17 protein-coding genes are annotated in these 20,716 nt (G+C 65.0%); 8 read left to right on the top strand and 9 right to left on the bottom strand.

The features are described 5' to 3' along the window. Positions 1–105: 105 nt before the first annotated feature. Both H6718_34280 and H6718_34275 read left to right on the top strand, forming a co-directional pair. Positions 106–1,524: an aldehyde dehydrogenase family protein gene (locus H6718_34280; protein MCB9590528.1), complete on the top strand. Its 1,419-nt coding sequence runs from the start codon at positions 106–108 to the stop codon at positions 1,522–1,524. 369 nt (positions 1,525–1,893) lie between these two features. Continuing rightward, positions 1,894–2,340 (top strand): DUF4388 domain-containing protein, encoded by a 447-nt coding sequence (locus H6718_34275; GenBank protein ID MCB9590527.1) that lies wholly within the window; start codon positions 1,894–1,896, stop codon positions 2,338–2,340. A gap of 82 nt (positions 2,341–2,422) precedes the next feature. Here the strand turns inward: H6718_34275 and apaG are convergent, their stop codons facing one another. The 5 genes from apaG to H6718_34250 all read right to left on the bottom strand — a co-directional run bounded on the left by apaG (position 2,423) and on the right by H6718_34250 (position 6,375). Continuing rightward, entirely contained in the window at positions 2,423–2,818 is a 396-nt protein-coding gene (gene apaG / locus H6718_34270) for a Co2+/Mg2+ efflux protein ApaG (protein MCB9590526.1), read from the bottom strand. A 39-nt stretch (positions 2,819–2,857) separates the two neighbouring features. Then, entirely contained in the window at positions 2,858–4,294 is a 1,437-nt protein-coding gene (locus tag H6718_34265) for a thioredoxin family protein (protein MCB9590525.1), read from the bottom strand. 54 nt (positions 4,295–4,348) lie between these two features. Beyond that, positions 4,349–4,978, bottom strand: coding sequence for a PepSY-associated TM helix domain-containing protein (locus tag H6718_34260; GenBank protein ID MCB9590524.1), 630 nt, complete (start codon positions 4,976–4,978; stop codon positions 4,349–4,351). 62 nt (positions 4,979–5,040) lie between these two features. Further along, positions 5,041–5,775 carry a molybdopterin-dependent oxidoreductase gene (locus H6718_34255; protein MCB9590523.1) on the bottom strand — a complete coding sequence of 245 codons (735 nt, stop codon included), beginning with the start codon at positions 5,773–5,775 and terminating at the stop codon, positions 5,041–5,043. Between the two features lie 171 nt (positions 5,776–5,946). Next, positions 5,947–6,375, bottom strand: coding sequence for a cyanoglobin (locus H6718_34250; GenBank protein ID MCB9590522.1), 429 nt, complete (start codon positions 6,373–6,375; stop codon positions 5,947–5,949). Between the two features lie 33 nt (positions 6,376–6,408). Here H6718_34250 and H6718_34245 point away from each other — a divergent pair, with 33 nt between their 5' ends. Together H6718_34245 and H6718_34240 are read left to right on the top strand one after the other, a co-directional pair. Then, complete coding sequence (locus H6718_34245) at positions 6,409–7,266, top strand: class II glutamine amidotransferase (protein ID MCB9590521.1); 858 nt, start codon at positions 6,409–6,411, stop codon at positions 7,264–7,266. After that, positions 7,263–7,571 (top strand): helix-turn-helix domain-containing protein, encoded by a 309-nt coding sequence (locus H6718_34240; protein ID MCB9590520.1) that lies wholly within the window; start codon positions 7,263–7,265, stop codon positions 7,569–7,571. Before H6718_34245 ends, H6718_34240 begins: the two co-directional genes overlap by 4 nt. 36 nt (positions 7,572–7,607) lie before the next feature. Here the strand turns inward: H6718_34240 and H6718_34235 are convergent, their stop codons facing one another. After that, positions 7,608–9,383 (bottom strand): hypothetical protein, encoded by a 1,776-nt coding sequence (locus H6718_34235; protein ID MCB9590519.1) that lies wholly within the window; start codon positions 9,381–9,383, stop codon positions 7,608–7,610. A 196-nt stretch (positions 9,384–9,579) separates the two neighbouring features. After that, positions 9,580–11,202 carry a hypothetical protein gene (locus H6718_34230; protein MCB9590518.1) on the bottom strand — a complete coding sequence of 541 codons (1,623 nt, stop codon included), beginning with the start codon at positions 11,200–11,202 and terminating at the stop codon, positions 9,580–9,582. A 470-nt stretch (positions 11,203–11,672) separates the two neighbouring features. On the opposite strand from H6718_34230, the gene H6718_34225 reads away from it, so the two are divergent. Next, positions 11,673–13,076: a hypothetical protein gene (locus H6718_34225; GenBank protein MCB9590517.1), complete on the top strand. Its 1,404-nt coding sequence runs from the start codon at positions 11,673–11,675 to the stop codon at positions 13,074–13,076. A 106-nt stretch (positions 13,077–13,182) separates the two neighbouring features. Continuing rightward, a complete protein-coding gene (locus tag H6718_34220; protein ID MCB9590516.1) occupies positions 13,183–13,788 on the top strand; it encodes a nitroreductase family protein in 606 nt (201 codons plus the stop codon). A gap of 42 nt (positions 13,789–13,830) precedes the next feature. Here the strand turns inward: H6718_34220 and H6718_34215 are convergent, their stop codons facing one another. Next, positions 13,831–15,051, bottom strand: a complete 1,221-nt coding sequence (locus H6718_34215; GenBank protein ID MCB9590515.1) for an acyl-CoA dehydrogenase family protein — start codon at positions 15,049–15,051, stop codon at positions 13,831–13,833. Between the two features lie 161 nt (positions 15,052–15,212). Here H6718_34215 and H6718_34210 point away from each other — a divergent pair, with 161 nt between their 5' ends. Further along, positions 15,213–16,433 (top strand): acyl-CoA dehydrogenase family protein, encoded by a 1,221-nt coding sequence (locus H6718_34210; protein ID MCB9590514.1) that lies wholly within the window; start codon positions 15,213–15,215, stop codon positions 16,431–16,433. A gap of 29 nt (positions 16,434–16,462) precedes the next feature. Then, a complete protein-coding gene (locus H6718_34205) occupies positions 16,463–17,629 on the top strand; it encodes an acyl-CoA/acyl-ACP dehydrogenase (GenBank protein ID MCB9590513.1) in 1,167 nt (388 codons plus the stop codon). 243 nt (positions 17,630–17,872) lie between these two features. On the opposite strand, the gene uvrA is transcribed toward H6718_34205, so the two are convergent. After that, on the bottom strand, positions 17,873–20,704 hold the full coding sequence (gene uvrA / locus H6718_34200) for an excinuclease ABC subunit UvrA (protein MCB9590512.1): 2,832 nt from the start codon (positions 20,702–20,704) through the stop codon (positions 17,873–17,875). Between the last annotated feature and the right edge of the window lie 12 nt (positions 20,705–20,716).

Raw genomic sequence — 20,716 nt, 5'->3', positions numbered from 1 at the left:
AACGCCCACGGCAACTGCAAGCTCTGGCGTGAGTCGCTCGGGTCCGTACACTGCCCTCCGGCGTCGCGCTCCGTCGGCGCCCAACGCGAACGGATGGAAGCGAGCATGCAGAACTACGATCGGATCTTCATCGATGGCAGCTGGGTCGAAGCGAGCGGCGACGGATACTTCGATGTCATCAACTCCTCGACGGAAGAAGCCATGGGCCGCGTCCCCCGCGGCGACGCGACAGACGCGGCCCGTGCGGTAGAGGCTGCGGCAGCGGCCTTCCCGGCCTGGTCAGCGACGCCGGTCGCTGAGCGTGCCGCGCTGCTCAAGAAGCTCCAGGCCGGCTTGGCCGAAAGGAACGCAGAGATCGCCCAGACCATCGCGGCTGAGGTGGGCATGCCAATCAAGCTCGCGCGCGCGATTCAAGCCGGGCTGCCAACCCTGGTCATGGGGCAATTCGCAGAGCTGATCGAGAAGTACGAGCTCGAACGCCAAGTGGGGAGCTCACTGGTCGTCAAGGAGCCCATCGGGGTGGTCGCCGCCATTACCCCGTGGAATTATCCACTACATCAGGTCGTAGCGAAGCTCGCGCCGGCGCTCGCGGCTGGTTGCACCGTGGTGCTGAAGCCGAGCGAGGTCGCGCCGCTCAGCGCCTTCATTCTGGCTCAGATCTTCGAGGCCGCAGGCGCTCCCAAAGGGATCTTCAATGTGATCAGCGGTGACGGACCCAGCGTGGGTGAGGCGCTCGTCAGTCACCCGAAGGTCGATATGGTGAGCTTCACCGGTTCGACCCGCGCCGGGCGCCGGGTGTCTGAGCTCGCCGCCCAGAGCATCAAGCGAGTCACCCTCGAGCTGGGTGGCAAGAGCGCCAACGTGATCCTCGACGACGCAGATCTGGGCCGCGCGGTGAAGAGCGGCGTTGGCGCGTGTTACCTGAACTCAGGGCAAACTTGCTCCGCGTTGACGCGTATGCTGGTGCCGAAGAGCAAACACGACGAAGCTGTCGCCATCGCGAAGGCAACGGCGGAGAGCTTCACCCTGGGCGACGCCGTGGAGGGCGCTGGCAAGCTCGGACCACTCGTCAGCGAAACCCAACGGGAGCGCGTGCGTGGCTACATCCGTCGCGGTGTCGAAGAGGGCGCAACCCTGGTGACAGGCGGCGCGGAGCCCCCGGAAGGGCTGAGCAAAGGCTACTTCGTGCGCCCCACGGTGTTCGCGAACGTGAAGAACGAGATGACCATCGCCCAGGAGGAAATCTTCGGGCCGGTGCTGTGCATCATCCCTTACGAGGACGAGGCGGACGCGATCCGCATCGCCAATGACTCCCCCTATGGGCTAGCAGGCGCGGTTTGGTCGGCTGATGCGGAGCGAGCCAAACGCGTGGCCCGCCAGTTGCGCACCGGCCAAGTGGAGGTCAACGGCGGTGCCTTCAACGCCCTCGCGCCCTTCGGTGGCTACAAGCAGTCGGGTAACGGGCGCGAATACGGCGAGCACGGACTGGACGAGTTCTTCGAAATCAAGTCTCTGCAGCTTTAGCGCGGGCACACCCCAGGGAAACGCGCAAAGCGTTCGTCAGCTGGCCCCCGCTCCCCGCGGAAACTGCGCCTGGTTGTGGTTCGCAGCTCGCGAGGTCGAGCTGTCTCCGCGGGGGATTGGGTCAAAAGCATGTGCTCCGAGGTAGGTGCTAAAGAGCGTTTCCCTGCGCAAACTCGAGGACCTTCGCTGCTCCCTCCCCCCCAACCCTCGCGGATCTGCAATCTCACAAACGAAATGCTCAAGCTTCGCGCTGGAGTCCCGTTTAGAGATTTCGGACAGTTGGGCTGTCATCTGGCCTGGCACGGGTCCTGCTAACTCTGTGGCCAGAACCGGGTGGGATAGGAAGCTCGCGCCGGTTCCGAGGTTTCAATGGGGTGGGAAAACACACAACTCATCGAGCGCTTGGCCGGAGCCCAACGGGGGCGACACAGCGGGGTGCTCACGGTACACGGACCAGCCGCCAAGCTCGAAGTGCACCTGATTGACGGCTCAGCGGCCTTCGTCGGCAACGCCCTCGGTGGACGGGATGCGCTGGATGACAAGAGCTGCGAGCTCTTGGAGAAGGCGCTGCGCTGGAGCAAGGTCGCCATGACCTTCACCCACAAGGCGCCCAGTGTGCTCCGCCACTCCACGGCCCGCTTGAACCTGGAGCGCCTGGTGACGCGAGCGATCCGCGATCACTTCGACGACTACCACTCCGGTGTGCGCCCGGTGCCCGAAGGCATCATGCCGGGTCGTCGCGTGAGCCACGACGGCGCGCCGCCAGTGCCCCCGAGCGCCCCCCATGCCCGGGTCGCCGGGGCACGCAACCATTAGTCCTAGCCGCAACCATTAGTCTTAGCCGCAACCACTAGGCCTCGCGAGGCTCGCTTCCCCGAGGAACCAGCGATCCAAACGGCTACTGGACCAACCCCGGCTGACTGAGCGAGAACGCTGCGATCTCGGCGTCGAACTGCTCCCCAGTGGGACGCAACATCTGGTAGCTGCCATGCATCGAGCCGAAGGGCGTCGTCAGCGGGCAGCCCGACGTGTATTCGAAGTGTTCACCATGAGCCAGGCTCGGCTGTTCTCCGACCACGCCTGGTCCCTTGACTTCTTGCACCTCGCCGTTGGCGTCGGTGATGATCCAGTGGCGGCTCACCAGCTTGACCGGCTCACTACCCTCGTTCTTGATCGTGACTTGGTAGAGGAAGAACCACTCGCCGCGCCGCGGATCCGAGTGCTCTGGTGAGTAGCGTGGGCGAACGGTGACGCGCACGCCTTGGGTCACGGCCTCGCTGCTGCCATTCTTCATGGCACGGCCTTAACACTGCGAGCGCCTACACTCCAAGCCTCAGTGACCCAGCTTGGCCTTGGCCTTGGCGAGGCGCTTCTGCGCGTCCTCCAAGCTCTTCGGGCGGGCGCGCTTGCCAGTGAGCGCTTGCCAACCTTTTACTTCCTCCTCCAGCGTGGCGACGGCCGCCTTCGGGTCCCCGAGTTTCAGCTCGAGGCTCGCCTTGCGCTCGAGGTACATGAGCTTGCGGGGGCCGTGGGCCATGTTCACCGCGCGAGTCGTGGCCGCGAGTGCGTCCTTCGTGCGGCCGAGCGCTGCGTAAACCTGGGAGAGGCGCGCAGGCGGCTCCGCGGAGCTCGGGATTTGCTTCTCGCGCTCCTCCAGCATGACCAGCGCTTCCTTGGCGCGGCCGAGCTCCAAATAGGCCTTTGCGCGGCCGTAGTCGTAGGTGGCTTTGATCTCAGGCTCGTCGGCTTTTTCGGCTGCCGCCTCCAGCACCTGCAGCCCAGCCTCGATGGAGGCCCTGGCGCCCTTCTTGTCACCCCGCAGCTCCCGCGCGTAGGCCAAGATGTTGTGAGCATCCGCGATGTCGTCGGGGCTCATCACGTCAGGCGGTTCCGCGAGGAGATTAGTCAGGCGAGCCTCCACGCGCCTCACCGTCTCTTGCAGCGTGGGGTGGCTCTTCAAGCCTTGTGCGCAGGCCAGAACCTGGTTCGCGAAATCCGCGGGGATCGACGCGCCGCGTACCTCGTCCAGGTGTTCCAAGCCTGCATGCACACACTCACTGGCCATGCCAGCTCGCGCCAGGCTTCGGATCCAGCCTTTCAGCGCCTCGCTACGCCTCGGCCAGTCCTTCGGGGCGCGCTCCACTGCGAGCCCGTACTGCTTGGCTGCCTCGCGGTGCTTCGACGCCGCATGCAGCGCACGCGCTTCGACTAGCGCCTTGAGGGGGCTGTCTTTCGGCAAAGAGTCGCTGGTCAGCGCTTCATTCGCCTCGAGGGAGCTATCCAGGAACCCCCGCATCTCCCCCACACTGGCGGAGCCAGGCCACATCCCAAGCACCCCGCCGGACGCGTCGAGAACGAAGAAGCTCGGCAACACCTCGACGGCGTACTTGTCTTGGAAGCCGGCGTTCTCGTCGCGGTCGGTGTCGAGCTCGACGAACACCATGCGCTCTCGATACGGCTCGAACGAGGCGTCGGAGAAGACGTGGTTCTTCATCGATAGGCAGGTGTGACACCAAGTCGCCCAAGCATCGACGAACACCAATTTCCCCTCGGATTTAGCTTTGGCCAGCGCCCCGGGGAGGTCATCGATCAGCACCGCACGCTTCTTGTCGGGGGGGAGAGGCGCGCTGCTCTCAGCCGCTACTCGGGCGCTGTCGCTCCCGCTCGAGACGGGCACCTCCGGCGCCACGGGCTCAGCCGTTGGTCCGCCACACGCGCCCACCAGCCCCACACCCAAACCGACGCTCATCACCCAGCAAAGCTGCTTCATACGTCCTCGACTGTAACAAACCGTCGAGGGCGCGCAGCCCTTTGGTCGCGCCTTTCAGGGTCCGCCGGAGAGCGTGACGTAGAGCACCGGAACCAGCGCGCCGAGGATGGCGATCACCGCGCCCCTGCCAAGCAGGCCCTTGCGTCCGGGGATCATGAAGAGCCCGCTGATGGCCAGGTAGAGCAGGAACACCGCGTAGCCGTCGGCGATGTAGCTCCAGGCCTTCTTGCCGCGGTTGAGGTGCAGCCAGTTCGCGACCCGCAAGAAGAAGCGCGGCTCTTGTCCTTGCTCCAGCACGGCGCCGGTCTTCTGGTTGACCTGCAGGGTGCGTCCGCTTGGCAGAGACACCTCGAGCTCGTCGTCGTTGACGCGATAGACGTCCTGCGGCTTTTCCTCGAGCTTGAGCTTTTCAGCGACGATCTTGCCGATGGCCTCTTCGTCTTCTTCCTCTATCGGGCCAATCTCGTAGCGCTGCTCGATCTGGGTGAAGTTCGGGTCCCAGTCGGCGATGTGGTTCACCGCCAGGCCGCTCAGCGCGTAGATGACGGTGAGGCCGATCGCAAAGTAGCCGATGTCGCGGTGCAGGGCGCGGATCCAGGGGCGCCACTTGAGCTTCTTTTTAGGCTTGGCTTGCGCGGGGGACTTGGCCTTTGGAGTGTCCTCCGGAGTGTCGGTCTCGCTCACGATACAATAGCTTTCGTCACCAGGGCTTTCGTTTCCTTAGGGTAACTTCTATCCGCACAGGTTCAGCTGTAGCGCTCTTCGAGCCACGGGTTGCCACGGTTGTGGTAGCCGCGTGTCTCCCAGTAGCCGGGCTCGTCTCGCTTGACGAAGCGGATCCCGGTGATCCACTTGCTGCTCTTCCAGAAATACAGATCCGGAATCAAGCCGCGGGCGGGCGCGCCGTGGGCCTCAGCGAGGGGATCGCCGTTGAGCTCGTAGGTCACCATGCAGGTCTCCTTGAGCGCCTCCCGAAGCGGCACGTTGGCGGTGTAGCCGTGAGCCGCCTCGATGATGGCGTAGCGAGCCGTCTTCTTCAGCTTGGCTTTCTCTGCGAGGTCCTTGATGCGCACACCCTTCCAGTTGGCGTCGAGCAGCGTCCAACCCGTGACGCAGTGAACGTCTGCTTTTTGAGTGACCTGGGGCAGCTTCAGCAGCCCACGGAAGTCGACCTCGAAGGGGTTCTCGACTTCGCCGTGAACCTTCAGCTTGAACTTGCTGCGCAGGGGGCTGCCCTCGGCGCCGCCCATGGGCTTGAGAGCGCTGATCACGCGCTGGCCCGGGGGAACTCGAGGCCGCCCATCGTCCCGGGGCTTGGCATTGGCGGTAGCGATCAAATCATCGACGATCGTCCACAAACCGCCGCCGAAAGCCGTGATCACCGTGCCCACAGCAGCGGTCTTGATGAAGCGGCGGCGGGCGAGCAGCTTCTCTAGCTCGCTGCCTCGAAGGCGATCACTCAGTCGGTCTTGGTCGTCCATGAAGTCTCCTCGCCGCGGGTTTTGCGCGCGACCCAGGTTCCTACGCGAGGTCGGCGTCTAGGTTACTCCGACCACGAAGTCGCCACGGCAAGGGGTGTACGACGAACCTTGCGCCGCGGCTCGATGCAAGCTGATTTCCGCGCGGCCCCGGCGCTCCTCCCCCCAAAAAACCTACTCAGGATCGGGGCGGTTCCTGAGAAAGTTCGCGACCTCTTCCAGGCGGGAGAGCACGAAGTCCCGAGCGGCGGGCTGGAATGGGCCGCGTGCCTGCTCGACGTCAGCGAAGGCCGATCGCATCGCCCGGAGCCAGGCATCTCGCTGATCGGAGTCGATCGCGACCCCAGCGTGACGCATGCGCAGCCGAGGATGACCGTGGAGCTGCATGTAGTCCTGAGGGCCACCAAGCCAGCCGATGAAGAACAGCCGAAAGCGCTCCCGGATCTCCGGCAGGATGCGGCCGTCGGGACCCAGCGGGTGGAGCTTGGCCAGGGCCGGCTCGTCTTGCTCCATGTGATCGTAGAAAGCCTGGGCGATCTGGCTGACGATCTCTGCTCCGCCGAGCAATTCGAACGGGGTCTGTTCCGGGCTTGAGTCGGGCATGACGAAGCGGTTTATGGCATGCTCGGAGCCCACATGTGCCGGCTTTTTGGCTTCCGTAGCGTCATCCAGAGTTCCGTCCACCGCTCCCTGCTGGACGCTGACAATGCCCTAGGTGAGCAGAGCAACCAGCACCCCGACGGCTGGGGTGTCGCGTTCTACATCGACGGTTCGCCCCACGTGACCCGCAGCCCGACCACGGCGCTGGGCGACCAGCTGTTCCACCGGTTGAGCGGCGTGGTGTCCTCGGAGACGGTGCTCGCCCACGTGCGCAAGGCCACTCGGGGACCGAACAACGTGCTCAATTGCCACCCGTTTCAGTTCGGGCGCTGGGTGTTCGCGCATAATGGCGATATCCCGAACTTGGACGCGAAGCGCAGCGAGCTCTTGCGTGAGGTGGTGCCCGCGCTGCGCCGCTTCATCCTCGGGGAAACGGATAGCGAGATCGTCTTCTTCATGTTCTTGACCCAGCTGCAACGCTTTGGGCCGCTGAGCAGGCGCCACTCGGTCGAGGACGTGATCGCCGCGCTCTACGCAACGACGGCCCGGGCACGCGCGATCTGCGACGACTCAGAGAGCAAGAGCCTGCTGACACTGATCCTCACCGATGGCGAGGTCATGGCAGCCACTCAGGGCGGCAAAGAGCTGTTCTTCTCCACCTACAAGGGCCAGTGCTCGGACCGTGATACCTGTCCGTCGCTCTCAGCGGAGTGCGAGGCGCCAACGCAGACTGGCTTCGTGAATCACCTGCTCATCTCGAGCGAGCCGCTCCAAGGCGAGAACGTGTGGGAGCCACTCGCAGAAGACGAAGCGATTGGAGTCGACTTCCGCATGCGCCTGGTGCGCTCGACGCGGGGCGAGCGTCACTTGCCCCTCGCGGCGGCGGCGCCGTGAACGACGCACCAGCACATCGCCGGGCAACGGTACGCCAGGCCTTGGAGCGGGCGCTGCTCGAGGAAGCGCTCACCTTGCGCGAGCTATCTCAGCGCGTGGGCGTGTCGGAGAAGCAGCTAGCGGAGCACCTGGAGCACCTGGAAAAAAGCCTCAAGAGCCGCGGGCTCCGCCTCAAACGAGAGCCTGCACATTGCCTCGCGTGTGGCTTTCTGTTTCGCGACCGTCAGCGCATGACGGCGCCCAGCCGCTGCCCCCAATGCAAGAGCGAGCGCGTCGAGCCGGCGTCGTTTCAGCTGGTTGATTGACACGCCGGGCGCCCGCATCATTTCCGCGCGGCTATCCTAGTTGGCGTCAAAGATGGGCACGCTCAAACCGGCGACTCCAGGGTTGCCGTCAAGCGATGATGGGCCCGCGGCGCCGCCACTACCTGGAGTCAGCACACTCGACGTCACCGTCGGGGCCGGCCCAGCGTAGACGATCGCGGCGGAGATCCCGCCTGCCCCGCCCCCACCGATGCCAGCACCCCTGCCGCCTTCCCCACCGTCGCAGGCCGTGCTCTCAGCGCGTGGCCCCGGCGCTCCGCCGGCCATCCCGTACTGCCCGACGTGACCGGTGCCACCGTCTCCCCCGTTTCCAGCGATCAGGACACTGTCCACCACGCTCACGGAGCTGTTGAAGAGCAACAGCGCGATGCTGCCGCCCCCGCCGTAGCCCCTCGAGCCGGGACCGCCGCCGCAGCCTCCAGCACCGCCGCCGCCACCTCCGCTCTCGAGGGAGCCACGCCCGCCGCCACCCCCTTGTCCAACGTGGCCGGGGGTGCCGAGCTCACCGGAAGCCGGCACCCAACCAGCCTCGGTGAGCGTCCCCTGGCGAGTCGCCCCAGCGCCCGGATCGCCGTTGGCGCCGACCGCGCCGGTCTGGCCAGCCCCTCCGAGAGAACAGGCGTAGTTGTAGATCCCCCCGGCACCGCCGCCAAGGTCTGGTGCACCAATCGCTCCTCCGGTTGGAGTAGTGCCGCCATCTCCTCCCGCAGCGCCGACGCTAGTGCCTCCCCCAGGACAGCCCGCGTACTCCGTCGGTCCCCCTGGCTGGGTTCCCGACGCTGAACTTCCAGCAAGCAAGCTCGCGCTCGGATAGGCGAAGTTGATGAAGTCCCCAGTGCTCGCCAGTACCCCGGGACCCGTTTCGAACTTCACCTTGTTGAAGGTGACACCGCTGGAGTTCTTGATGAACGCGGCAACGCCGCTCTCACCGATGGCGTTCCCACCCAGGGTGTGAAATTCAAAGCCTTCGATCGCGGTGCCCCCCACACCATCCATCGTCAACGCCAGCTTCTGACCCGACACGTACGCCTTGAGCGCAGGATCGTAGGACCAATCATCGCATCTGAACGACCCGAACAGCTGCATACCGGAGTGGCTGGCGTCCAAGGAAATCTCTAGAAAAAAGCTTCCGTCCGCGCAGGCGTACACTCGCTTGCCGGCGGCCTTCGCCACCTCGAGCGCCTCGCTCAGGCTGTTGAAGGGATCTTGGCGGCTTCCGTCGCCGCCGTTGTCCGCGTTCCCCTGGACGAATACGCCGTACTGCTCGTCCACCACGCACGGGTCGTCTGCCGGCAGGGCCGCGGCGTTGCAGGTCACCACCCCGGTGCCGCCTGTGCCGCCCGTCTCCGAGCCTCCAGCACCGGTGGTTCCGCCTATCCCCGCGGAACCACCAGCGCTCATCCCGGCCGCTCCGGACGAGCCACCAGCGCTCCCCGACGAACCACCCGCGCCGCCCGACGAGCCGCCGCCAGAGCCAAGCGCACCGCTCCCCGAAACTCCATCGGAGCCGCCAAGTGCGCCGCTCCCGGAAACTCCGCCTGAGCCACCCAGTGCACCGCTCCCTGAAACTCCGCCGGAGCTGCCCTCGCCCGAGCTACCACCCAGTCCGCCGGTGCCGCTAGCCGCGCCAGCGTCACCGCCTTCACCCGGCAGACCCGAACTCCCTCCAGCCGACCCCGCGGCACCAGCGCCGGCGCCCCCCGAGTCCGAAAACCCAGGGTGGTACTCATCCAAGCCGATGATGCTCGAGCAGCCGGAGAGCAAGACTACCGCACCAAGAAGCCAGCCGCGCATCTGGGGTAGCCTAGACGGGGGCCAGCGAACACTCAACTCGTGTGGCCGAGAAAGCTCATTGCCAGCGGAGACCTGGAACGGAGAATGTTCTCAATGGTCCGAGTCGCGCGCCACCGAGTGACGCCTCCACCTGCGAGTGATAGGCGCTGATCTCCGTGTGAAGGAACCCCGATTATCTCCGCGGGGAATCAATCCATCAACTCGCGTCGTACTGAGCGGTGCTGGTGCCGTTGATACCAGCGTTTCCGCCGCCCACGGCGGGACCGCCTGACCCGGCTCCCCCAGGAGTAAGCGTGGTGGACGTCAAGGTTGGTGCGGTACCCGAGAACATGATCGCCGCAGAAACGCCACCTGCGCCGCCGCCGCCGGGTCCTCCGTCGCCGCCCTTCCCGCCGTTGCCGCCATCACAGCCGGGGAAACCAGACCCATTCCAGGCGCCCGCACCCTTCAGGCCGCCATCCATTCCAACTTGTCCGTTGGAACCGCTTCCGCCGTCACCCGCCTGGGCAGACACCAACTGACTCGCCATGAGAGCGACCTCGGAGTTCCACGTTACCAAAGCTACGCTCGCGCCGCCGCCGCCGCCCGCGGCTCCACCCGCCCCCCCACACCCTCCCGCGCCACCGCTGCCCCCAGCACCGTTCACCGAGTACCGCCCTCCACCTCCGCCCTGCCCCACGCCTCCTTCGGTTCCAGCGCTTCCCGTGCTCGACTCCCATCCGCTCGAACTCAACGAGCCGAGGGTAGAAGCGCCGGCCCCGGCACCTCCGGGGGGCGCATCCGCACCATCGCTTCCACCGCCTAGGCCTGGGCTACAAGACGCCTCTCCGGCAGTTCCGCCGCTGCCACCGCCCAAGAGGGGACGTCCAATCCCTCCTCCGTTCTTACCCGCGGTGCCTCCCGGGCCCCCAGTCGTGCTGCCACCCCCGGGGCACAAATCGTACTGCTTCTCCAAGCCTCCGGTTGTACCGCTCGCCGAGTTGCCTACCAAGGTGCTGGCGGAGGGAAAGCTAAAGTTGGTCGTTGTCCCGGACACGCCTTTCGCTCCATTTCCGGCTTGAAGCACCACTCGAACGAATTCCACGCCGGTCGAGTCCTTCACGAAGGCCGCCACGCTGTTGGTTCCTGCGGCGGTGGCATTTGCCGCGCGGAATTCGAGGCCGTCTAGTCTAGTGGCAACAGCAATGCCATCTATGCTTAATGCCACACCAACTGCGGCGGGCGCCACAACCGCTCTTAGGTTCGAGTCGTAGGACCAATCCGCACACTTGAACGACCCGAAGGCCTGAACCCCGGCGTGATCAGCGTTTAGCGACACCGCAGAAGTGTAGTTCCCGCCGTCCGCGCACATGTAGACCCGCTTACCCGCAGCCTTCGCAACGAGCATAGCCTTTGCGAGTGTGGCGAACGGCGCCTCGCGAGTACCGGTACCCGTGCTGTCGTTGCCACTTGGCTTGACGAACACCCCGTACTTCTCGTTTACCACGCATTCATCATCCTCGGGCAAAGCAGCTCCGTTGCACGTCGCACCCCCCGTTCCTCCACTTCCGCCGGTCGTCGAACTGCCTCCTTGACCACCCATCCCCGCGGAACCGCCCAGGCCACCGGTACCGGAAACGCCAGCGCTCGCACCCTGACCGGCGTCACCGCCGCTTGCGCCGGACGAACCCCCGTCTCCGCTCACTCCACCGAACCCGGATGCCCCAGCATCTCCCCCGGCCCCACCGGAGTCGGCGCTCCCCTCGTGGAAGTCATCGAGACCGATGATCGAAGAACAACCCGAGAGAACCAAAACGGAACCAAGCAACCAACGGCGCATCGGCGGAGCCTAGACGCAGAGTGGCTGTCGCTCAACTCGCAGTTTGCCTCCGCGCGGATCCGCGCGGCCATACAGAACACCCGCGCTCGCACTGGACTGGGCGCTGGCGTACCTAACTACAGCCGTCGGTCAGGCACCCGAACTTGCCCCGCGGAATCTTCAACCCCAGCGGATCCGACGACAGGTCGGATACTGAGGGCATGCGACAGCCTGAGACACAGTCTCGCTCCACACTTCCGCTGCAAGCGGAAGATCACGCGCAGAGCAAGCCGCTCCGGGAATATGAGCGCCAGCACCCGTCAACAATTTCCAACACTTAGAGAGCATGTGCCGAGATGTGGTTGCCTTCCCACACGAGCGCTGGCATGCCGCTCCACCACTGGCGGGAGATGGCCTCCCGCCCTTTTTATGCTCGCAGCGGAATACCCCCATTGGGCTTGGGTCACCGCGGCGAACGAGGTGAAGCAGACATGATTCGACAGATTGGCTTGGGACTGGTTGCTCTGATGTTGGCCGCAGGTTGCTCCGGCTCCGACGGTGCAAACGGCAAGAACGGTGAGAACGGCGAGAACGGCACGAACGGCACCGACGGCACCGGCTTCGACACCACCGCCAGTGTCAGCGGCGTGTTCCCCGGCTTCGCCCTGCTGGGCGCGAGCACCGAGGTGACCCTGAGCGGCTTCGCCACCAACTGGGATGACACCACTACCGTCAGCTTTGGCGACGGCGTGACGGTGAGCAGCGTGCGCGTGGCGAGCCCCACCGCGCTGATCGCAACCGTCGAGATCGCCGGCACCGCGTCGATGGGTCTGCGTGACGTGACCGTCACCACGGGTGATGAGGCCCTGACCTACGCCCAAGGCTTCAACTTAGGTTCGCCGATCGCGGTGGTGACCGAAGGTACCGTGGCTCAGGGCAGCATCGTCCTAGCCACCATCAAGAACATGGACCCCTCACGTCCGTTTGACGACACCTTCGTTCAAACCAGCCTCTTCGACGGTGAGTACACCAATCTGAGCGTAACCACTCCGACGGGTGTGATCGCGCAGGTTGGCACGGTAACTCCGACGAAGGCCGAGGTAACCCTGCTGATCGACGGCGATGCCGCAACTGGATTGACGGCCCTCGAGGTCGTCAGCGGTCCAGACGGCGGGACGCAGGACAGCTTCCCCACTCCCGAAGGAATCGACATCGCCGAGCGGGCGGCGACCCCACTGACTGGCAGCGACGACCTCACTCTGAGCGACGCGTTCGCGACCCAATACGTGAGCTTCGACGTGGCCGCCGGTCCCCAAATCATCGACATCACGTCGACGGGAGGGGGCGGCGATCCTCAGATGGCGATCCTGGAGGGCTCACAGTCGTTCCAGGACCTAGTGGCGTTCGACTCAGTGTTTTTCCAGTTGTCTGACGCCGCCGCCGCCACGACCTGGCACGCGGTGCTTTGGGACAACACCGGAGAGAGCGGCTACACGGCCAACATCAGCTCCTCTATTTTCACGCCGAACCTTGCGACCGAAGGCACCAGCAACGGTGACAAGGGCTCTGCGACCGCGCTGACGCTGCCTGCGTTGGTTCAAGGCGCGAGCCTTTCAGACGCCCTAGATGCTGATTGGTTCGCAATCACCGTGGCCGCTGGCGACGTGGGCAAGAGCATCTTCGTGGCCACGCTCGGAGGCGATCCAGACACGGACACGTACGTGACCATTTACGATCCGAGCGACGCTGTGTTCGCCGAGGGCGACGACCTAGATTACCACGAGAGGGTACTCAGCCCAGCCACGAGCACCGCCGGAACCTACTACATCGCCGTCGAGGCTTCGCCAGAGCCCTACCTCAGTCCCAACTACCAGTTGGTCGCTTACCTGAAGTAGCCTGCAAGGCGTGAAGCCTGACGAACGCTACCCTTTCATCCCCTACCGCACTGAGCCTCTGAATGAGGCGACGCTCCTCGAACGAGGAGAGTCTTTCTTCGCGGAAATGGATGGGAGGCGTAGCGTTCGGCATTTCAGCGACCGAAAGGTGCCGCGGGAGGCTATCGAGTGGGCAATTCGCGCGGCCTCCACGGCGCCTTCGGGCGCCCATCGTCAGCCCTGGCATTTCGTCGCCATCAGTGATGCAGAGACGAAGCGGCTGATCCGCGAAGCGGCGGAAAAAGAGGAGTACGAGAGCTACGAAGGTGGCCGCATGCCCGAGGCCTGGCTCGAGGCGCTGCGCCCCCTCGGCACCAACTGGGAGAAGCCGTACCTCGAGACGGTGCCGTGGATCGTCGTGCTCTTCGAAGAGCTCTACGGCCTGGAAGCGGACGGCTCCCGGCGCAAGAACTACTACACCAAAGAGAGCTGCGGCATCGCCGCCGGCCTGTTCATCGCGGCGTTACATCGCATGGGGCTCTCGACGCTGACTCACACGCCGAGCCCGATGGGTTTCTTGAGCAAGATCTTGGGGCGACCGAGCAACGAGAAGCCGTACATCTTGTTTCCCGTCGGATACCCCAGCGCCGATGCAGAGGTGCCGGATCTGCGGCGCAAGGCGTTGGATGAAGTGAGCACCTGGGACCCCTCCCCCCCAAACTCGGACGATTGAGCGGAATTTTTTCTTGGGGGGAGCGGAGCGCTGAAAAGCCGCCTAGCGGCTGAGCAGCGTACGGGCGATTTGCGAGATCTGGATCTCGTCGGTGCCGCCGTAGATTTGCAGCACCTTCGCGTCGCGGGCGAGCTGCTCCACTTGGAACTCCGCCATGTAGCCGTTGCCGCCAAAGAGCTGCACTGCCTCGAGCGCGACCTCCATCGCCGTCTGCGCGCAGTAGAGCTTGCAAGCGCTGGCTTCGGCGATATCCATCTGCTTCCCTGCGGCACCGAGCTCGATCACGCGAAACACCAGGTTCTGGATGTTCATGCGCGCGACTTCCATCTTCGCGAGCTTGAGCTGGATCAGCTGAAATTCGCCGATGGGGCGGCCAAACGCCACGCGCTCCTTGGCGTAGTTGGTGCTGAGCTTGAGGCACTGCTCCACGATACCGAGGGCCATTGCGGCGACGCCGGTGCGCTCCGCGGTGAAGGTATCCTTCGCGCTCGAGCGTGCGCCGGAGTCTTCTGTCTCGCCGAGCAGGCGGTCCCCGCCGACCTTCACATCCTCGAGGAATAGCTCGCCGGTGGGCGACGAGTGCATGCCCATCTTGCGTAAGGGCTTGCTCTGGGTGAGGCCTTCCATGCCGCGGTCGAGCACGAAGCTCACAACTTTCCGCACGGAAGGATCGTTGCCTTCGTCGAGCTTGCAGATGAAGACCATGGTGTCGGCGTAGGGCCCGTTGGTGATGAAGGTCTTCGACCCGTTCAAGACGTAGCCATCGCCGTCTCGCTTCGCTGAAGCCTTCATGCCGCCGAACGCATCGGAGCCGCTGCCCGGCTCGGTGATGGCCCAGGCGCCGACCTTATCCAGGGTCAATAAATCGAGGGCCCAGCGCTCCTTCTGCGCGATGGTCCCCTTCTTCATGATCGCGCCAGCCGTCAGGCCCACGCTGACGCCCAGCGCCGTGACCATGCCGGGGCAGTAGCGGCTGAGTTCGATGATCGGGATGAGCTGCATCGCCATGGCATCTCCGCCGCCGAAGCCACCGCCGTCGGACTCCTTCTTTGCGGAGTCACCCGCCTTGTCCTTGGCGATTTGCGCGGCGAAGCGCATCTTGCCCATCTCCTTCAAGCCGAAGGTCGCGAACAGTTTCCGCAGCACGTCGTAGGGCGGTGTGTCGCCGTGCTCGAGCGCTTCGAGGTTCGGCTTGATCTCCGCGTCGACGAAGCGGCGGACCATGTCGCGGATCTGCTGGTGCTGTTCACTCCACTCGATCATGGGGCCAAAGTTACCAGCAGCGCTCCCGGGGGGCGAAGCCTGGCTTGCGCCAGGCCGAATCGCTGCAGGAGCCGCATTCCAATGCACGGATTCATCGGAGCAGTCAGGACGCACCGCGTTGTGCGGCTTCGGTCTGGCCGAAGCTTTGTTATCTTCGCCGGATGAGTGGACACGAGGAGGGCGAGCCCAAGGAGCTCGCGGAGTTCCGCGCCGAAGTCAAAGCCTGGATCGCCGCGAACAAGCCAGCAAAGCCGGCCTTCAAGCTGCCGCTGTCGTTCCTGGAGGTCGAGTCGAAGGAGCAGTTCGACTACCTGAGAGAGTGGCAGCGCAAGGTCTACGACGCCGGCTACCTGGGCTACGACGTGCCCAAGGAGTACGGCGGCCAGGGCGTCGACCGCGCGCGTTTCCGTGTGGTAGGCCAGGAGCTCGCGCGCTCCCGCGCGCCGTTCATGGTGAACCTGATCGCTCTGCAGTGGGCCGGGCCGACCATCATGACGTACGGTACGGAGGAGCAAAAGAAGGCCTATTTGCAGGGGATCCTCAGCGCCGAGGAGATCTGGTGCCAAGGCTTCAGTGAACCCGGGAGCGGCTCGGACCTCGCGAGTCTGCAGACCCGCGCCGTGAAGGTCGACGGGGGCTACCGCGTGACCGGCCACAAGGTGTGGACCACCCTCGCCCACTTCGCGAAATACATGATCCTGATGGCGCGCACCGATCCTGCCGCCAGCAAGTACTCCGGGATCTCCTACTTTCTCTTCCCCATGGAGACGGAAGGCGTCGACATCCAGCCCCTGGTCAAGCTGAGCGGCGAAGGCGGTTTCAACCAGATCGTCTTCGACGACGCCTTCATGCCGGAGTCCGCACTGCTCGGGGAGGAAGGCCAGGGCTGGAACATCGCGATGACCACGCTGATGTTCGAGCGCGGCGCGAACGAAGGCGTCGGGCGCGAGCGAGCGGCCGGGTTCGTCGAGCGCATCAACACCCTGACCGAGGTGGCCAAGCGCCAAAAGCGCGGTGGCAAGCCAGTGTCAGAGGATCCGGTGTTCCGAGACCGCATCGTGCGCGCTTGGATCGAAGCCCAGGCCATGGCCTTGGCCGCGGCGCGCTCCGAAGCCCCTCAGCTGAACGCCGATCGCCCGCTGGCGTTGCCCCTGATGAACAAGCTCGTGATGAGCGAGTGGGCGCAACACGTGGCGGAGCTCGGCTGCGAGATGCTGGGGCCAGAGGGCGCGCTGTGGGTCGGCGACGATCATGCGCCGGACGGCGGCGATTGGCCGCGCGCTTTCATGAACAGCTTTGGTATGACCATCGGCGGCGGGACCAGCGAAATCCTGCGCAACATCATCGGCGAGCGCGTGCTCGGCCTACCGAAGAGCAAGTAAGGCCCACGTCAGTTCCCCACGGATTTATCATGACCGACGTCACTCAGATCATCCCCCAGGCGCCCTACGCCTTCGGCTTCACAGAAGACCACGAGCTCGCCCGCAAGGAGGCGCGCCGCTACCTCAATGAGCACGTGACCCGAGAGCACGTGCGCGCCCAGTACGAGGACCCGCGAGGCTTCGACAAGGAACTCTACAGGCAGACCCTCGAGCTTGGCTGGCTTGGGCTCAGCGTGCCGGAGCAGTACGGCGGCGCCGGGCTCGACGCGCTGCATCTGCTGTTGCTCTGGGAGGAGCTCGGGCGGGCCCTGTATCCGTCCCCGCTCTTCGCATCAGCGCTAGCGGTGGAGGCCCTCCTGCGCGGCCGACACGAGGCGCAACGCGGCCAGTATTTGCCGGAGATCTTGAGCGGCAACGTCATCGCGACCTTCGCCTACGCGGAGCCCGGCGGAGCCTGGGGCTCAGATCAAGTTTCCTGCCGCGCGGAACCCAAAGAGGGTAGCTGGGTGCTCAGCGGCACCAAGGTAAACGTACCGTTCGCTGCCAGCGCGGGCTTGCTCATCGCTCCGGCGATCGACCACAAGGGCGAGCTTGGCCTGTTCCTCCTCGAGCTCCCCGCAGCCGGCATCGAACTCACCCCGGAGGTCTCCGTCGACCCCACTCGGCGCAGCGCCCGCGTCGAGCTGGACCGCGTCAAGGTACCCCATGGCGCGCGCATCCAGGGCGACGGCAGGGCCATCTTCCAGCGCGTGTGCAGCCTGGGTTACGCGCTGCTCGCCGCCGAGATGGTCGGCGCCGCTGAGGCGACGATGCTCATGACCCGCGACTATGCCAACGACCGCCAGCAGTTCGGCCGCGCCATCGGCTCCTTCCAGGCGGTGAAGCACCCCATCGTGAACGCGATGGTGCAGATCGAGCTCGCGCGCAGCCTGGTGCTGGGCGCTGCGTCAGCCATGAGCAGCACGGAGGCGATTGATCGCCCAGAGATCGCTGAGCACGCCACGCGCATGGCGAAAGCCTTCGCTGAAGAGGCGCTGTCCTTCACGGTGCAGCGTGGTGTCCAGCTCCACGGCGGCTTCGGCTTCACCTGGGACTGCGATGTGCAGCTCTACTTCAAGCGCATGCTGTGGACCCGCGCGACCCTCGGTGACTCCACCGAGCACCGCCAAGCGCTCGCCAAAGTGCTGTTCGGCTAACGGTGTTCAAGAAGGGGAACCGCCAAGGACGCCAAGGACGCCAAGATTTTTTGGGTTCGAGTTGTGCCAGGCTTTTGGGACGCCGTCTTGAACGCGCGAGAGACTGCTCAATCCCGAGCGTGCGGTCCGAAACCGAGACGCGACGCCCCGCGGGCCAAGCAGGCCGAAACCTTGATCCTTGGCGTCCTTGGCGGTCAAATTCCCGAACGGATTACGCCGGCCACGGGCGGGTCTGGGAGGAAGCTAGCCCTTTAGCAAAGGCTTCAAGAACTGCCCGGTGTGGGAAGCCTTGATGCGGGTGAGCGCTTCGGGAGTTCCTTCCGCGAGGATCTGCCCGCCGCCGGGTCCGCCTTCGGGACCGAGATCGATGATCCAGTCGGCGGTCTTGATCACGTCGAGGTTGTGCTCGATCACGACGACGCTGTTGCCAGCGTCCACCAGGCGCTGGAGCACGCCCAGGAGCTTGCGCACGTCTTCGAAGTGCAGGCCAGTCGTCGGTTCATCCAAGATGTAGAGCGTGCGCCCGGTGGCGCGCTTGCTGAGCTCCCGCGCGAGCTTGATGCGCTGGGCTTCACCGCCGCTCAGCGTTGGGGACGGCTGCCCGAGGTGCAGGTAGTCGACACCCACCTCCGCGAGCAACGACAGCGGCTCCTTCACCTTGGGGTGCGCCTTGAAGATCTCCAAGGCCTCAGCCACCGTCAGCTCCAGCACGTCGGCGATGGATAGCCCCTTGTAGCGCACCGCGAGGGTCGCGTGGTTGAAGCGCTTGCCCTGGCACTCGTCGCAGCGCACGTATACATCCGCAAGGAAATGCATCTCCACCTTGCGCACGCCGTCGCCCTCACAGCTCTCGCAGCGCCCACCCTTCACGTTGAAGGAGAAACGCCCCGGCTTGTAGCCGTGGACCTTGGCGTCGGGCAGCTCCGCAAAGAAGCTGCGGATTTCGTCGAACACCTTGATGTAGGTCGCCGGGTTCGAGCGTGGGGTGCGGCCGATCGGGCGCTGATCGATGTCGATCACCTTGTCTAGTTGCTCAAGGCCCAGGATCTTCGAGTGCTTGCCCACGCGGGCGGAGGCGTTGTTCAGCTCGCGCGCCGCGGCTGGATACAGGATGTCGTTGACCAGCGTGCTCTTGCCGGCGCCAGAGACGCCAGTCACCGCCGTGAGCACACCCAGTGGGAACTTCACGGAGACGTCGCGCAGGTTGTTCTCCCGCGCGCCGCGCACCTCCAGGAAGCCCGTGGGCTCCCGGCGCGCCTCAGGCAGGCTCACCTCGCGGGCGCCGCTCAGGTAAGCGCCGGTCAGCGAGTCCTTGCAGCGCAGTAGCCCCGACAGCTCCCCGGCGTACACCACCTTGCCGCCTTGCACGCCGGCGCCGGGCCCAAAGTCGATCACGTGGTCTGCTGCGCGGATCGTATCCTCATCGTGCTCGACAACGACGACGGTGTTGCCGATGTCCCGCATGCGGATCAGCGTCGCCAAGAGGCGCTGGTTGTCCCGCTGGTGCAGACCAATCGACGGCTCATCCAGGATGTAGATCACACCCGTCAGCTCCGAGCCGACTTGGCTCGCCAAGCGGATGCGCTGAGACTCACCACCGCTCAGCGTCGGCCCGGCCCGATCGAGGGACAGGTAGCCAAGGCCCACGGCGCGTAGGAACTCGAGGCGACTCCTGATCTCCTTGAGCACCTCGGCGGCGATCTCCTTGTCGGCGCCCTTCAGGTTCAGCTGCTCGAAGAACTCGCAAGCGGAGTCGACCGTCAGCTTCGAGACCTCCACCAAACCGTGGCTACCCAGCTTCACGGCGGCGCTCTCGGCGCGCATGCGCCCGCCGTTACACGTGGTGCAGTCCGCGTCGCCCACGAAGCGCGCGTACCACTGCTTCGCGCGCTCGCTCTTGGTCTGAGAGAAGCGGCGCATCAGCCGCGGAATCAAGCCTTCCCACTCGACCTCGAAGCTGCCTTGGCCGGTTTTCCCGCTCCACTTGACCTTGTAGGTCTTTTCCCCGGTGCCCCAGAGCAGCTCGTTGTGTTGCTTCTTCGAGAGCTGCTTGATTGGCTTCTTCGGGTTGATGCCCAGGTACTTGATGATCTGGCCGCGAAAGCCGTGGGCCCAGTTCGTCTTGCTGGAGACGTCTTCTCCCCACGGAATCACTGCACCGTCATCCAGGCTGAGGCTTGGGTCAGGGATCACGAGCGCGGGGTCAATCGCCACTCGCGTGCCGAGGCCGTTGCAGTCCGGGCACATGCCTTGAGGGCTGTTGAAGCTGAAGCTCTGGGGCGTCAGCTCTGGGAAGCTGATGCCACATTTCGTGCACGCCAGGTGCTCCGAGAAGACGCGGTCCTTCCCATCGTAGTTGGCGATCAGCTGGCCCTCACCAGCGCCGAGGGCCTGCTCCACCGAGTCGTAGAGCCGCGCCAGATCGCCTTCGCGGATCACGACGCGGTCGATCACCGCCTCGACGAAGTGCTTCTTCCGCTTGTCGAGCGCCTCGAGACCTTCCGTCTCGACGATCTCCCCGTCGACGCGCAGGCGCACGTAGCCTGAAGCGCGCGCGCGATCGAGCAAGTCGCGGTGTTCGCCTTTGCGATTCACCAGCAGTGGCGCGAGCAGAATGAGCTTGGTTCCGCTCGGCAACGCCGCGAGTTCGTGGGCGATCTGCTGTGCGCTCTGTCCGGACACCGGCTGACCACACTGGTGGCAGTGTTGGCGCCCCACGCGCGCGTACAAGACACGCAAATAGTCGGCGATTTCGGTGATCGTACCGACGGTGGAGCGCGGGTTATTGCCCGTCGTCTTTTGCTCGATGCTGATCGTCGGCGAGAGCCCGCGAATGGCGTCGAACTTCGGCTTGTCGAGGCGGCCCAAGAACTGCCGCGCGTAGGCGGACAGGCTCTCCACGTAGCGGCGCTGACCTTCAGCGTACAAGGTATCGAACGCGAGGGACGACTTGCCCGACCCGGAGACGCCGCTCAGCACCACCAAGCTCCGCTTGGGGATGCGCACGTCGACTGACTTCAGGTTGTGCTCGCTGGCGCCCTGAATGTAGACGTGATCAAGTTCGAGGCCGGCCAGCTGGGGGGCACT

The organism is Polyangiaceae bacterium, from assembly GCA_020633205.1.
Lineage (GTDB): Bacteria > Myxococcota_A > Polyangia > Polyangiales > Polyangiaceae > JAHBVY01.
Note: the sequence above shows the minus strand (reverse complement) of the source record. Positions and strands in the feature narration are given on the sequence as shown.

What these genes read in the sequence shown, in the direction of transcription:
- H6718_34225 (MCB9590517.1), top strand. Translation starts at nt 11,673, where the DNA reads ATGATTCGACAGATTGGCTTGGGACTGGTTGCTCTGATGTTGGCCGCA.
- H6718_34210 (MCB9590514.1), top strand. Translation starts at nt 15,213, where the DNA reads ATGAGTGGACACGAGGAGGGCGAGCCCAAGGAGCTCGCGGAGTTCCGC.
- H6718_34205 (MCB9590513.1), top strand. Translation starts at nt 16,463, where the DNA reads ATGACCGACGTCACTCAGATCATCCCCCAGGCGCCCTACGCCTTCGGC.
- H6718_34245 (MCB9590521.1), top strand. Translation starts at nt 6,409, where the DNA reads ATGTGCCGGCTTTTTGGCTTCCGTAGCGTCATCCAGAGTTCCGTCCAC.
- H6718_34230 (MCB9590518.1), bottom strand. Translation starts at nt 11,202, where the DNA reads ATGCGCCGTTGGTTGCTTGGTTCCGTTTTGGTTCTCTCGGGTTGTTCT.
- H6718_34235 (MCB9590519.1), bottom strand. Translation starts at nt 9,383, where the DNA reads ATGCGCGGCTGGCTTCTTGGTGCGGTAGTCTTGCTCTCCGGCTGCTCG.
- H6718_34215 (MCB9590515.1), bottom strand. Translation starts at nt 15,051, where the DNA reads ATGATCGAGTGGAGTGAACAGCACCAGCAGATCCGCGACATGGTCCGC.
- H6718_34280 (MCB9590528.1), top strand. Translation starts at nt 106, where the DNA reads ATGCAGAACTACGATCGGATCTTCATCGATGGCAGCTGGGTCGAAGCG.
- H6718_34250 (MCB9590522.1), bottom strand. Translation starts at nt 6,375, where the DNA reads ATGCCCGACTCAAGCCCGGAACAGACCCCGTTCGAATTGCTCGGCGGA.
- H6718_34275 (MCB9590527.1), top strand. Translation starts at nt 1,894, where the DNA reads ATGGGGTGGGAAAACACACAACTCATCGAGCGCTTGGCCGGAGCCCAA.
- apaG (MCB9590526.1), bottom strand. Translation starts at nt 2,818, where the DNA reads ATGAAGAATGGCAGCAGCGAGGCCGTGACCCAAGGCGTGCGCGTCACC.
- H6718_34220 (MCB9590516.1), top strand. Translation starts at nt 13,183, where the DNA reads ATGGATGGGAGGCGTAGCGTTCGGCATTTCAGCGACCGAAAGGTGCCG.
- H6718_34255 (MCB9590523.1), bottom strand. Translation starts at nt 5,775, where the DNA reads ATGGACGACCAAGACCGACTGAGTGATCGCCTTCGAGGCAGCGAGCTA.
- H6718_34265 (MCB9590525.1), bottom strand. Translation starts at nt 4,294, where the DNA reads ATGAAGCAGCTTTGCTGGGTGATGAGCGTCGGTTTGGGTGTGGGGCTG.